Raw genomic sequence first — 12,517 nt, 5'->3', positions numbered from 1 at the left:
TCGATGAACGTTCGGGAACAGCTTCTTGCTCTTCAATGGGAACAACTCCATCACGATGAGGCATTCCACAAGGATGTCGTCATCCTCGGTCTCGCCGAGCGCATCAAGCACATGGCACTACACAATGCCAAATATACGGGGCACCTGTTTGAAGCTGCAGAGACCGGCGATGTGGCTCGGCTCGTAAAAACATTGACAGACGCCTTCATCATTGCGCTCGCGACTGCAAACACGCTGAACCAGGACTTAGGACTTGAACTAGGGAAGTCGGCCGAAACCTCATCGTCCCTTGGGGCATTCGGCTCTGTTGTTGCCACGGAGCTCGAACGCAAAGAAACCGACCCTTTCTGGCTGGTCCGTGCTTTCGCACGTCACAATGGTCAACTGGCCAAGGTGTGCGAGTCCTGGGACCATTTGGAAAGCGTACCTTTCCGCGATTCGATGAAGAGTTGTAACCTCGCCCTCCTCAAGGCCCTGTTAGCAGAGGCAAACGCGCGAGGTATAGATTTGACCGAGACTTACAAGGCCCGAATTGCCGTAGTCGAGAATCGCTCAATCTTCGTTGACTATTTTCGCAGACGCGGGGGAGAAACAACCTAATGTTCTGGGGTGGCGAGCGGCTGAAAGTTGAACTGGGCGAGTTGATCACCGACTTCGATTTTAAGCGCGTCGACCACGCTTCGTACCGTCTCCGTGTGGGTCCAGAGATCTATGTATCGCCGACAGGCGAGCCTGACGATCCTCGTAATAAGCCCAAGACTTTGCTGCCAGAAGGCCAAGGCTTCACTATTCCTGCCGGGCAATTTGGCTTCGTGCTCACAGAGGAACGGGTCACGGTTCCAAAGGAGGCAATCGCCTTCATCTCCATCCGCGCCGGATACAAGTTCAGAGGCCTAGTGAATGTGTCAGGCTTCCACGTCGACCCCAATTATGAAGGTCGTCTGATCTTCTCCGTCTTCAACGCGGGGCCAGGGCCAGTCCATCTGTCTCGCGGCGAGCCGTGCTTTCTCATTTGGTACGCTGATCTTGATCGGCCATCGGACGTCGAGAAGAAGCTCGGATTTGATAGCATTCCATCCGACCTGACCGGCCCAATAGCCGGCGGCCTTCAATCTTTCGCTGGATTGCTGTCCAAGATAAACGAGAACGACAAGAAGCTTGATAATCGCATCAGCGTCGTAGAGAAAGAGCAGGCTGTCCTGAAATGGGCATTGGCCTTGGCTGTCGGCGCGTTGCTCACTTTGGGGTTGCGAGAATGCTCGTTCAGCCGCCCAAGTGTCGCGCCGGCGGCAACAACAGCCCCGGCATCCTCGTCGCCCTAACGCACGCGACCCTGGTCCGTTAACGTCTCGGCCCAAACCTGCTATTCATTTGTGATTCTTGTTTCGGCGTGTGGGTGTCCAGCGACGTGCGCTTGGCAGCATGTTTGGCTGCCCCGCGCATAGATTGTCAGAGCACATGGAACCAACCCCCGTTTTCGATAGCTATTGGCGTTTTGCAGCCGAACGCCAGGCCATGTTTTTTCGTCGCATTGCCGACCCGATCGGCCCATGGACTACTGACCCGATTCTTGGCGCCTTTCGCTTCACAAATGCCTACAGGGCCAGCGACCGCGTCAGCCAATACCTCATCCGTCAGATCCAGTATCACCCCGATCGTCCATCGACGCCTACTGAGCTTTTTTTCCGCACAATGCTTTTCAAGTTCTTCAACAGAATCGAAACGTGGGAAGCCTTGGAGCGTAAGCTCGGACCGCTCACCTGGAAAGGCACCGACCTAGATGCAGTCTCCCATGTCCTCGACCAAATGATGGGTCGCGGGCAACGGATTTATTCGGCGGCGTACATCATGCCGGCTCCGGCGCTTGGCAAAGCCCGCAAGCATGCCAATCATCTCGCCTTGTTGGTCCAGATGATGAACGATAAATTGCCAGACCGCTTACGCCAGGCTGCTACTTTCCGCACTGTCTACGAGCAGCTATTGCGCTATCCAGGTATCGGACCGTTCCTCGCTTTCCAATACGCGATCGACCTGAACTACTCCATGCTTTTGGAGCATTCGGAAGCGGATTTCGTAATTGCCGGTCCCGGTGCACGGGATGGGATTGCGAAGTGCTTCGTGCATACCGAGGGACGAGATGCAGAGGCCGTGATACATTGGGTTTGCGATCAGCAGGAACGCGCATTCGAGGCATCTGAGATTGGTTTCCAGACGCTATACGGTAGGCGCTTGCAGCCAATCGATTGCCAGAATCTCTTCTGCGAAATCTCCAAATACGCCCGGGTAGCCCATCCTGATGTCGCGGGAATCTCGGGACGAACACGGATCAAGCAAGCGTACCGTCATGATCCGGAGCCGCTTCCAACACCATTTTATCCCCCCCGATGGGGGCTCAACATCGTCGAAGTCGAACGAACAAGCACGCGTGGGGCCAAACGCTTTGAAATGGGGCTGTTCGCGTGACCGACATGAAAGACATGCGAAAGGGGCCTTACGATATTCCCTCAACATCAGAGCCTTTGGTTCGGATCGTCTATGGCCTATTCGCGGTGGCGGGAATCGCGGCGATCATTGTGCTCGCCCCATACGTCCTGTTGACTTTGCCTACATCGGACCTTGCCACAATTATCGAGCGACATGGACCGGCTGTTATTGGCATACCAATCGCAATAGCCATGGCGTTCATCCTCGTGGGGATAGTTCGCGCCGTTGAAGGTCCGATCCGACTTGAGATTCTCGGTGTGAAATCAGGACTAGCTGGAGCGGCGGCGCTTGTCTGGATTGTGACCTTTTGCGCGATAACGGTGGCGATTAGGGCCTTGTGGTAGCCAGCGGTGATCCTCGGCATCGGCAACGATCTCTGCTCAATAGACCGGATCCGGCGTTCGTTGAATCGGTTCGGAGATGCTTATCTCGAGCGAATATTCACTAGTGACGAGCGCCGGATCTGCGCTGCGGCTAGCGATCCCGCGCGGTATTTCGCAAGGTGTTTTTGCGGTAAGGAGGCCGGCGCCAAGGCAATTGGAACCGGAATGGCCGATGGCGTTGGGTGGCGAGACATCGAGGTCCTGCAGTTCGATCCAAAGGCTACCCTGGGACTTACAAAGGGAGCTCTCGATCGTCTCCAGAAGCTCATGCCAATTGGGTTTGTTCCCACATTCCATATAACGTGTTCCGACGATCGCCATGTGGCGCAGGCGTTCGTGATCATCTCGGCGGTCCCTAGAATCTGACAGAAAGAAACACTCCTTAACATGTGGATCCTCAGCGGTATGAGACTCATGCTACAGGATTGAGATAAGTGGGCGCGCCGGTGAACTACGAGAATTACATCAACATCGAGCAAGCAAGCGAAATCGCTACGTATACCGATACATGAAGCTGCATCGCCTCTACCAGTTCTTCACAGAACGCGAGAACGTTCTTGTCTTGCCGTCTATGTGGGAAGATCCTTTTGAGAACTTCATCCTCAAAGCAAAGACCCGTGACAGGGATGGAACGGTGTGCGAGTTCGGGTTCCATGATCGTCTCTACGCCAGTGCTGGACGACTGAAAGAGGATCCGACGCGATGTAGCGAATCTACTCTCAGAAAGCGGACCATGGGAGGTTCGACGGTGTGCGTGTGCGGACGACAATAAAGCGACTGGCTGACGGCCTGACCGCTGCCATGGACATTGGAGATGCAAAGCATGCCTTTATAGGCAGCGTGCAGTACCTCCCGGACAGGAAGCTGTTTCAATCCGCAAGCACGATTTTCGCGAAAGGACTGAACCCTGGGACAGTCGCGTCGACACTGCTTGTCAAGCGAACGGCGTTCAAACACGAGAAGGAGGTCCGACTTGTGTATCGGAAGCTGTTCGGGGATCCCGCTCCAGAAGGCAAGTTCCGCTACACCGTGGACCCTAGTGATCTTATTGATCAGATCATGATTGATCCACGCGTGAACCCCACAGAGGCCACGGCAATGAAGAACGAGATCGCTTCGCAGACCGGTTTCGCAGGCCATATCAAGTGGTCGCTGCTGTACAAAGCTCCAAAGTCATTTGTCTTTCAGGTGAGCAGCTGACCATCAAGCGGCACCGTCGTCGAAATTATGCCCTACGGTACGCTTGAGCTTAAGGTTCGATCCACTCTGGTAATACTGGGAAGCCAATGAAATGCCGAGCTGCCCAGAGCTCATCGCATGAACGACTTTGAAAGAGCCTACATCACTCCCCACGCACGAAACCTTCCCCTGCCCGTCATTTCGCGCAGCCCGAGCTCACCGACCAGGTTGAGCGCCCCCTGTTTTGTCACCTTTAGCCGCTCCTGTATCATGCCCGCCGAGACGAGTGGCCGCGACAGCACGAGCTAGACCACGTCGGACAGCTTGGAGCTGGCGCGGCGGTCGCGGAGTTTTCGCTCCATCTGGCTTTTGGCCAGCACCAGCCGATCATGCTCCTTCAACCCGGTCAGCGCGGCGTCGTGGATAGCATCGAGGCAAGCCAGCAACCGGTCGGACCGATTGCGCGCCCGCCGCCGCTCGCGCGGAATGTTTTTGGCGCCGAGATGCCGGCTGGCGAGATGGTGGGTGACAAGACCCTCCTGCCGCAACAGCGCGGCCACGAGCAGTGGCCCGAGCCAGGCGCCGTGCTGCAGCACCTCGATGTCGGACCAGGCCTCGAGCAGGATCGCAGCGCGCATCACCAATGGCCACTCCCGCGTGTCGGCGATAACGGCCTGCCATTCTGCGAGGCGTTCTTCTTCATTCCAGTCGAGATCGTAGATCAGGCCGTTTTGCGGCTCCGGCCGGTCACGTTGTGACGTTTCCTCCTTTCGACCAGGCACGTCGGCGCCGCTGAGAATTTTCGACGAGCGGGCCAGGACGGCATCGATCTCGGCAAATTCTTCGGCCAGACGATCGTCCTCACCATCATTGCGACCGTCGGCTTCAACAGAGCTGGCTCCAGCCCCTGCCCTTCCCGGCTTTTTTGTCCCGAGGCCGGCGTCGCGCCGCCGCGACCGGTCAGGGCCAAAAAACCGTCGCGGCTGAGCGCCCAGTCCGGTTTTTGTGCAAAAATTCGCCGGCGGGTTCGCAGCACCGCATGCGCGCGGGTGAGTTCGTGGGTCGGTGTGCGGATGTCCCATATGGGCGTCGTGCAGCACGAGATCGTTGAGGTGGACGAGCTCGCCCTCGAGCCAAAGTGCTGCGGCCGCGTCGGCAAAGTGCTGGCGCTCGACGAAGCCATCACGGACCGGCGAGCGGACCAGGCGCTCGTCGAGCTGCGCCAAGGCTTCGGTCGCGCGGGAAACCGGCCCGATCAGGGTTTTCAGGGACAGATCGCCGATGTCGTAAGCCATTGTTTTCATGATGGCTGATTCGCGATAGTCAAGCTATCCGGCATTTAAGTTGACTTGCAGGGGATTTTCTCTGGAAGCCTTCTCACTATCGATAGTGACCGCTTATCGATAGTGTGGTTATTTAAAATATGGGAAGTTGATTACATTCTTATTATTAATCGGAATATACGACCAGTTTAGAGGCGGCTCGCCTCTCAGAGGCGACTTCCAGCGGCGACCGCAGATCGAGATATTGGCGGGTTGATGCCGGGGCTTTGTCCGAAATCTGTGGTCCGATTTCGGACGAAGTGGCGGGCAAGATGTCCGAACTATGGCCGACGCCATGCTCGACAATGCCGCGTTGAAGGATCTTGTGGGAAAGAAATGGTGACGCCCGCGGCCAAGCGGAAACCTTTCCAGCGACCAGATCGATCAACTTCAACGCCGACTGCAACGGACCAGGCGATCAAGGAAAGGTGCATCATGAAGCATTCGCGGAGCCGACAATAGCCGACGCCATTCTCGACCGGATCATCACAACGCCCATCGCATCACCCTCGAAGGCGACAGCATGAGAAAGCAAAAAACACCGCCGCCCTTGACCGGCGCCGAAAACGGCGAAATCAATCGCAAATGACTTCAACCAGGCAACCGAGCGCCGACCCCATCCTGCTGTCCGCGAATTAGTGAAACTGCTGTCCGCGATTTAGCGGAACGACTGTCCCGTTTTTGCGAAATACGCACGTCCGACGCAGCTTGCGTTGACAGAGGCGGTTTTAACGCAGTTGCAATAGCACTTCCGCCGGCCTATTTTTGTGGAGTTCAATTGTGGTTCGGCCAAGGGCGCTGGGCGCCGGACCGGCCCCGTGTAAAGAGAGAGAGACCCTGCATGGAAGAATTCTTACCGCGCATCGCCACTGGTGCCGGCATCGGCCCGGCTCTCGCAGAGAAGGCCGTTGGGTTAATGCTGGGTTTCCTGCAACGCCACGCGGCCGACGGTCCCGTTGCCCGCATGATCGCGGCCATTCCCGGAGCTTCGGAATTAGTGGCGAAGTATCATGGCAACGACCCAGAGGGCGGAGGCGGCCTCATGGGGCTCGGCCAGCAATTGATGAGTGAGGGTCTCAGCATTCTAAAGATCGCCGCCATCGCCAACGAGACGATCGCCTTCGCCAAGGAACATGCCGGCGACGAACTCGTGGACGAGGTCCTCAATTCCGTTCCTGGCCTTCCCCAGTTCGTCTGATCAGCGGCAGCCGGGGGCGCATGACCTCGTGCGCCCGTGCCGGCCGTTCTGCGCAGGTAGGCATTCTCCGCCGAGCGCTCCGTACCGATCTCGCCAGACCACCAACCGCCGGGCACGCGAAGCGAGCGTTGGAGTACTTCATTCGTCTGTCCCAAAATCGACCGCAGGCGAACCGATGTGTATAACTTCCGGCGGTAAGGGTTTATCGTGAACGCTTTCGATGAAGCCCGCGAGATAAGCAAACGTATTGTATTTCTCAAGAACCAACCGCTTCGCCTCTCGTATTGCGCCGCGACGCTCCTTCCAGAGGTCCGAGTCGATGATTTCTTGAATTTTTTGGATTACGTTCTTGTCCTCTGGGTCAATCAGAACCATTGAGTCGGAAGGGAAGAACCTCGTGATTGCCGGGCTGCCGTAATAGATCGGCATTGTTTCAGCAACGAAGCAGTCCATAAGCTTCTCTGTAAAATAGTAATCAGCACGAGTATTCTCGAAAGCTATACTGTAACGGTACGGTGCGAGTGCGTCCCATTTATCTCCAATCAGCCGAAAACCTCGGCCGAACAGGTCAAAATCGAGCTCCTCTCTCAGCCGTTCCAGAAACGCCAGCCGATATCGATGCCCTTTAAGCAGGGCGATGTTACTGGTAATCCATGAGAGCCGAAGCGGCTTGTCCACGACTTCGCTGACCAGAAGTTGGTCATATGTCTTTGTTACAGACCAAGACCGAGTGATAGGTGGAGACAAAACGAATCGGCGCTCTGCATTCTGCCGAGCAGCCAGCTCTGCGTCAGACGTCAGGACGATGGTATTTTTCCCCTGCCCTTCATGAAATGCGCGATGAGCTTTCGTCGGCGGTTCGCCGATTGCAAAAATTGTCCTGTTTGGACTCGCCTCGATATCAACAGGGAGCCCAAAAATAGAAGCAGAGTTAAAGACAATATGCCAATCGGGCGCGAAGGATGTCCTGCGTACAAAAGCGACATTGTTCCAGATTCCACTGCCCTTTGGAGTGAGATGGTGGATTGCATCATCCAAAACGCCCCAAGAATCCAGACATGTAGCAACAATGGGCGCCGGACGTTCCGTCAACAATTTGGTCGACAAAGCAGTTCCACCCCATTCACTTCCGTTGGACCGGGAGCAACTCGTGCATCGGGCGCAAGACCTCTCTGCACCTGAAATAGCTCGCGATCCTGATCGGTATCAAACACACGATTCTGTGCGACTTCGCGATTCTGTGCGACTTCGCGCCATTCGACAACTCATCTCTAAGACCGCGGGAATCCCTTCACTCGTGAAGGTACTCAATCGCCATTTCGGATTGCGGTAAGATTGGGCAGCATAAACCTTCCGGGACCCGCTGTCGAGGCAATTGTCGCTTTGCACCTAACCAGGTTCTTCCTCACTTTGTGTGGTGATCAGGCCGGTTGAGTGGCAGCATGCGTGCCCTCTAAAATATGGAAGTTGACTACATTCTTATTATTAATCGGGATATACGACCAGTTTAGAGGCGGCTCGCCTCTCACAGGCGACGTTTGCAGCGGCGACGGCAGATCGAGATATTGGCGGGTTGATGCCGGGGCTTTGTCCGAAATCTGTGGTCCGATTTCGGACGAAGTGACGGTCAAGATGTCCGAAATATGCTACGAATTTCGGACAAGCTTCATACACAAAGCGCCGCGGCTTTGCCCGACATCATCGATATCGTCATGCAGATGGGCGATGCCGACCTAGCCTCGTCCCCTCCCCTTCCAGCTATTGCCAATCCCAGCCTGCCTGCGCATCCGCATCTTGAGGCGCTCGCCGGCCGCGCGCGCGATTATATCGAGGCGGCGAGTTCGGCCAACACGCGCCGCGCCTACGCAGCCGACTAGAAGCATTTTTCGAGCTGGTGCCGGCGCCAAGGCATCGAGATGTTCCCGCCCGATCCTCAGGTCGTCGGGCTCTATATCGCCGCCTGCGCGTCAGGTACGGCCACTGGCGACAAAAAGCCCAACACCGTTTCAACCATCGAGCGCCGGCTTTCGTCGCTCTCCTGGAATTGTGCCCAGCGCGGCCAGCCGCTGGACCGCAAGGATCGGCATATCGCCACGGTGATGGCTGGCGTTCGCAACACCCACGCCTCCCCTCCCCGGCAGAAGGAAGCGATCCTGCCTGAGGATCTGATCGCGATGCTCGAGACCCTCGACCGCGGCACGCTGCGTGGTCTGCGCGACCGCGCCATGCTGCTTTTGGGTTTCGCCGGGGGCCTTCGCCGATCCGAAATCGTCGGCCTCGACGTCGGCAGGGATCAGACCGAGGACGGACGCGGCTGGGTCGAGATTTTTGCCGATAAGGGTCTGCTTGTCACATTGCGCGGCAAAACCGGCTGGCGCGAGGTCGAAATCGGCCGCGGCTCCTCCGACGCCACCTGCCCTGTGGTCGCTCTGCAGACCTGGCTAAGACTGGCGCGCATTGCGCACGGACCGCTGTTTCGGCGCGTTGCTGGTCAAGGCAGAGCCGTCGGTGCCGATCGCTTGAACGACCAGGAGGTCGCACGCCTGGTCAAGCGCACGGCGCTCGCCGCCGGCGTGCGCGGCGATCTGTCGGAGGGCGAACGGGCCAAGAAATTCGCCGGCCACTCACTGCGCGCCGGCCTCGCCTCGTCGGCCGAGGTCGACGAATGCTATGTGCAAAAACAGCTCGGCCATGCCTCCGCGGAGATGACGCGAAATTATCAGCGCCGGCGCGATCGTTTCCGCGTAAATCTCACCAAGGCGTCCGGGCTCTGATGCCCCCGTTTTGTCCGCTGGGATGAGGCGGTCAGATCTCAGGCGATAACAATTACCTCATCGAGCACAGCGAGCGCTGTGTCCAAACTATCGGCGGCCGACGCTTCGTAGTCAGGCATGATCATCAACTGCGTTATGGCACGGCCCACAAATTCCGGGTTTAGCTTTTCCAACCGATCCTTGGTCCGGGAGACCTGTTCCGGGAATGCGCGCAGATTGAAGCGAACAAATGACGAGGTCTCTTATCCCCGACACGAATAGCTCGCGATCTCATCGGGATTTCCCTTACCGCCATAGGCAGCTTGAGTGGGATAAGCGCAGATCGGCTGGTGCTTGCCGGGGAATGCCTTGCTGCCAGCCGCGAGAGAATCCGGAGCCTTGTCTTGGTTTATCCAGCCCTCGATGGCGGCCAAAGGATCAAAGTCGTCGAAGGCTTGGCCATCGCCGCAGTGGGTCATCCCCGGGATTATGAACATGCGCACGAAACGGCGAGTCGCTTCCAAATCGCCGCCGCTTGTGACCTCGACGACTTGCTTGTACCAGCGCACCAGATCGTTGGCTGAGAAGACCGGATCGGAAAGTCCCTGAAACAAGAGCAGCTTTCCACCGTGGGCAGCGAAGCTGGCGAGATACGTGCCGGTCGCATCATTGAGCTTGGCCGTATCCGCAACGCGTGCCGGATCCTTGTCGAAGTCGAACTTCAGGGGGTCAAAATTCGGCGCCGGGGGCGTCATGAAGTAGTATTGAAGCGAGCGGGCTCCCAGAACGATGTTGTTTGCATCCGACTGGGAAGTGGGGGATTTGCCCAGCTTCCACATTCTCCAGTCCGCGCCCGCAACGCCCGTATCATATGGCCAATCGCTGTAAAGCTTTTCGCCATCGGAGCTTTCCGGACCCGCGAACGCGCGGCTCATGGCCTGCACTTGACCAGCCGTGAGGCAGCTGTCCGTCTTATCGCCTTGGCAGGACAGGACCTTTGGGTCGAACCGGCACTGCTGCCAGGCGTTGATGACGCCATCCTCAATGCCATCGCGGGCATCACAGGCAGCGAGAACCGCGTTGGCGACGAGGTTCAGATCCTGCTGGGAGAAGGCGCGGGATAGAATGGGATGGCCGGCCTCATCCTTGGGAGCGATGCTCATGTACTCGCGAGTATCCCAGGCTTGGGCAATGTTGGCGGCACTGAGACGAAAACCCGGGCTACCTGCAACAATCCCGTCGAACTCGAGCGGATATCGCTGAGCCGCTATCAACGCCTCACGACCGCCATTCGAGCATCCCATGAACACCGACTTTTTCGGAGCCGCCCCATAGAACTTGGCCACCACCTGCTTCGAGACCGAAGTGACTTTGCCAATGGAGGCGTACGCAAAATCAATGCGTGCGGCTTGATCGACCCCGAAAGCCGGATCGGGGCTTGGGTGCCCGCCATCCATGCTTACAACAGCGTAGCCGCGCAAGAGCCCGGGAGCCGCGGTCGAGTTCCGGCAAGGAATGGTCCCGACGGCCGGCGCCAGGAAGCCATCAACTGCGCCGCCGCCCTGGAAAAGGAACATGTCGTTCCAGGTCGTCGGAAGACGCACCTCAAACCGGGTGCCATATGATTGACCATCGACCCCCTGGCGTTTCCCGATAACACCTCGGACAAGGCAGTGCCCGCCCACTTTTACCGCCTGAGGCGAGGCGCCGGTGAATGCAGTGAAGGGATCTGCGGGGATCTCCTGCGGCTTTTGAAGGCTAGCCTCGGTAAAGATCACGCTTGGAATTGTGAGCTTGGCGATGGACCGGCACGCCTGATCCGACGCGTTTGCCGCCAGTGCAGGCGCACATACACATATGATCGCCAAAATCAGTGCCAGGGTGCACCCGCGGTCCCGCAGCTTGAGCCCGTTAGCCAAGAACATACCCATCCTCCCTGGATGCCCCGATAGCCCGAAAGCTGATCGCATTGGTAGCTAGTTGTGAGCTTTCAGAAGGTTATCCATCCGGTCCGAACCGGGAAAGCTGAGGTTGTCGAAGCTTCAGTGATTCCAGTGGGACCGGATGAACATCCATAAGAGTACCCGTGTGACGCCGCTCGGTCGAGAGCGAATTGTAATGCAGGTCGAGAGCGGACAGACGCCTGAGGCCGTCGCCAAAGCCGCAGGCGTCTGCCCGCGGACGGTTCGCAAATGGCTCGACCGGTATCGCGCCGAGGAAATGCCAGGATTGCGGGATCGCTCATCTCGCCCTCATCGGCTGCGCCGGCCGACGCCTCAGGCGGTTATTGAGACGATCGAGCGGCGCGGTACCCGTGATCTGCGGGATTGGCTTTTCGATCAGGCTGAAGATGCCAGATCGAACGAGGACCTTGCTCGCGTTTTGTCGCGCGGTGGAGGGAGACTTTGACTATCTTGCCAGCCGTGTCGACAATCGAGCGCTTGTGCGCGGACGCCCTGGTCGACGCCGAGCGCCGGATCGAAACGCGGATTGCGGAAAAGCTGGATGCTGGTGCGCGCGAGCGGTTGGATGGGCTTCTGACCGAAATGTTGGCCGGTAACATAAGCCGCTTCATCTTGCTTCGCAAGTTCGAGCTCGGCAACAATTCCGCGGCGGCAAACCGGCTGCTTGACCGACTGGAGTTCCTGCGCGGTGGGTCTTGATCCGCAAGTGCTCGCCGGCATCCGCAACACCGCATCGCTCGCCTGCGTCGGCAGGGTGAGCGCTATGTTCACCGATGGCTTGCGCGATATCAGCTCGGATCGACGCTGGGCGATCCTTGCCGTTTGCGCCGTGGAATGGGAGGCGGCGGTCGCCGATGCCGTGGTCGAGACCCATGACCGGATCGTAAGGAAGACCTGGCGAGAGACTAAGGAGGAAACGGGCTTGACGCTGCAGAGGCTCTATTCGGCCGACATATGCGAGCAATTCTATGAAGCGGACCGCGACGCCATTAGCCTCCTGCCGGTTTTCGTGGGTTTCGCGGGGTCGACAGAGACGGTGCGACTGAATGCCGAACACAGCGAGTTTCAGTGGGTCCCCTTCGATCAAGCGGTCAACATGGTTCCGTTTGCCGGGCAGCGGAACGTGCTCAGGCACGTCCAGAAAGAGTTCGTCGAGCAAGAGCCAAATCGCTGGCTGTTAATTCATCCGCCACGCTAGGCAGCCGGGACGACGCGAGCGGCCGATTCCCACCCC

General features: G+C 57.8%; 11 protein-coding genes and 3 pseudogenes. 10 read left to right on the top strand and 4 right to left on the bottom strand.

Annotation, left to right across the window (positions count from 1 at the left end; translation table 11 throughout):
* Positions 1-3: 3 nt before the first annotated feature.
* From NKI79_RS29490 to NKI79_RS29465, 6 genes are all read left to right on the top strand, one after another.
* Entirely contained in the window at positions 4-600 is a 597-nt protein-coding gene (locus NKI79_RS29490) for a hypothetical protein (RefSeq protein ID WP_352755369.1), read from the top strand.
* Entirely contained in the window at positions 600-1,322 is a 723-nt protein-coding gene (locus NKI79_RS29485) for a dCTP deaminase domain-containing protein (protein WP_352806580.1), read from the top strand. Before NKI79_RS29490 ends, NKI79_RS29485 begins: the two co-directional genes overlap by 1 nt.
* Before the next feature lie 136 nt (positions 1,323-1,458).
* Positions 1,459-2,463 carry a nucleotide kinase domain-containing protein gene (locus NKI79_RS29480; RefSeq protein WP_352806578.1) on the top strand — a complete coding sequence of 335 codons (1,005 nt, stop codon included), beginning with the start codon at positions 1,459-1,461 and terminating at the stop codon, positions 2,461-2,463.
* Entirely contained in the window at positions 2,460-2,828 is a 369-nt protein-coding gene (locus tag NKI79_RS29475; RefSeq protein ID WP_352755362.1) for a hypothetical protein, read from the top strand. Before NKI79_RS29480 ends, NKI79_RS29475 begins: the two co-directional genes overlap by 4 nt.
* Before the next feature lie 6 nt (positions 2,829-2,834).
* Positions 2,835-3,233 (top strand): holo-ACP synthase, encoded by a 399-nt coding sequence (gene acpS, locus NKI79_RS29470; protein WP_352755360.1) that lies wholly within the window; start codon positions 2,835-2,837, stop codon positions 3,231-3,233.
* A 435-nt stretch (positions 3,234-3,668) separates the two neighbouring features.
* Positions 3,669-4,067 carry a hypothetical protein gene (locus tag NKI79_RS29465; protein ID WP_352806576.1) on the top strand — a complete coding sequence of 133 codons (399 nt, stop codon included), beginning with the start codon at positions 3,669-3,671 and terminating at the stop codon, positions 4,065-4,067.
* A gap of 137 nt (positions 4,068-4,204) precedes the next feature.
* Here NKI79_RS29465 and NKI79_RS29460 read toward each other — a convergent pair whose 3' ends face one another.
* Both NKI79_RS29460 and NKI79_RS29455 read right to left on the bottom strand, forming a co-directional pair.
* Positions 4,205-4,318 carry a helix-turn-helix domain-containing protein gene (locus tag NKI79_RS29460; RefSeq protein WP_352842715.1) on the bottom strand — a complete coding sequence of 38 codons (114 nt, stop codon included), beginning with the start codon at positions 4,316-4,318 and terminating at the stop codon, positions 4,205-4,207.
* A gap of 33 nt (positions 4,319-4,351) precedes the next feature.
* The gene (locus NKI79_RS29455; RefSeq protein ID WP_352806574.1) at positions 4,352-5,350 is read right to left on the bottom strand and encodes a DUF1612 domain-containing protein; all 999 of its coding nucleotides are present in this window, start codon (positions 5,348-5,350) and stop codon (positions 4,352-4,354) included.
* 859 nt (positions 5,351-6,209) lie between these two features.
* On the opposite strand from NKI79_RS29455, the gene NKI79_RS29445 reads away from it, so the two are divergent.
* Entirely contained in the window at positions 6,210-6,566 is a 357-nt protein-coding gene (locus tag NKI79_RS29445) for a hypothetical protein (protein WP_352806572.1), read from the top strand.
* Between the two features lie 138 nt (positions 6,567-6,704).
* Here NKI79_RS29445 and NKI79_RS29440 read toward each other — a convergent pair whose 3' ends face one another.
* A complete protein-coding gene (locus NKI79_RS29440; RefSeq protein WP_352806569.1) occupies positions 6,705-7,673 on the bottom strand; it encodes a glycosyltransferase family 10 domain-containing protein in 969 nt (322 codons plus the stop codon).
* 536 nt (positions 7,674-8,209) lie between these two features.
* On the opposite strand from NKI79_RS29440, the pseudogene NKI79_RS29435 reads away from it, so the two are divergent.
* Positions 8,210-9,340 (top strand): annotated as a pseudogene (locus NKI79_RS29435) (site-specific integrase).
* Between the two features lie 242 nt (positions 9,341-9,582).
* Here the strand turns inward: NKI79_RS29435 and NKI79_RS29430 are convergent.
* A complete protein-coding gene (locus tag NKI79_RS29430; protein ID WP_352806567.1) occupies positions 9,583-11,244 on the bottom strand; it encodes a tannase/feruloyl esterase family alpha/beta hydrolase in 1,662 nt (553 codons plus the stop codon).
* Between the two features lie 139 nt (positions 11,245-11,383).
* Between NKI79_RS29430 and NKI79_RS33355 the strand changes: the two are divergent.
* Together NKI79_RS33355 and NKI79_RS29425 are read left to right on the top strand one after the other, a co-directional pair.
* Positions 11,384-11,581, top strand: a pseudogene (locus NKI79_RS33355) (leucine zipper domain-containing protein); the annotation flags it as partial.
* A 27-nt stretch (positions 11,582-11,608) separates the two neighbouring features.
* A pseudogene (locus NKI79_RS29425) lies at positions 11,609-12,214 on the top strand (Tn3 family transposase); the annotation flags it as partial.
* Positions 12,215-12,517 lie beyond the last annotated feature (303 nt).

Origin of the sequence: Mesorhizobium sp. M0340 (assembly GCF_040321535.1) — a bacterium.
GTDB lineage: Bacteria > Pseudomonadota > Alphaproteobacteria > Rhizobiales > Rhizobiaceae > Mesorhizobium.
This window is presented reverse-complemented; position numbering and strand designations above follow the sequence as displayed.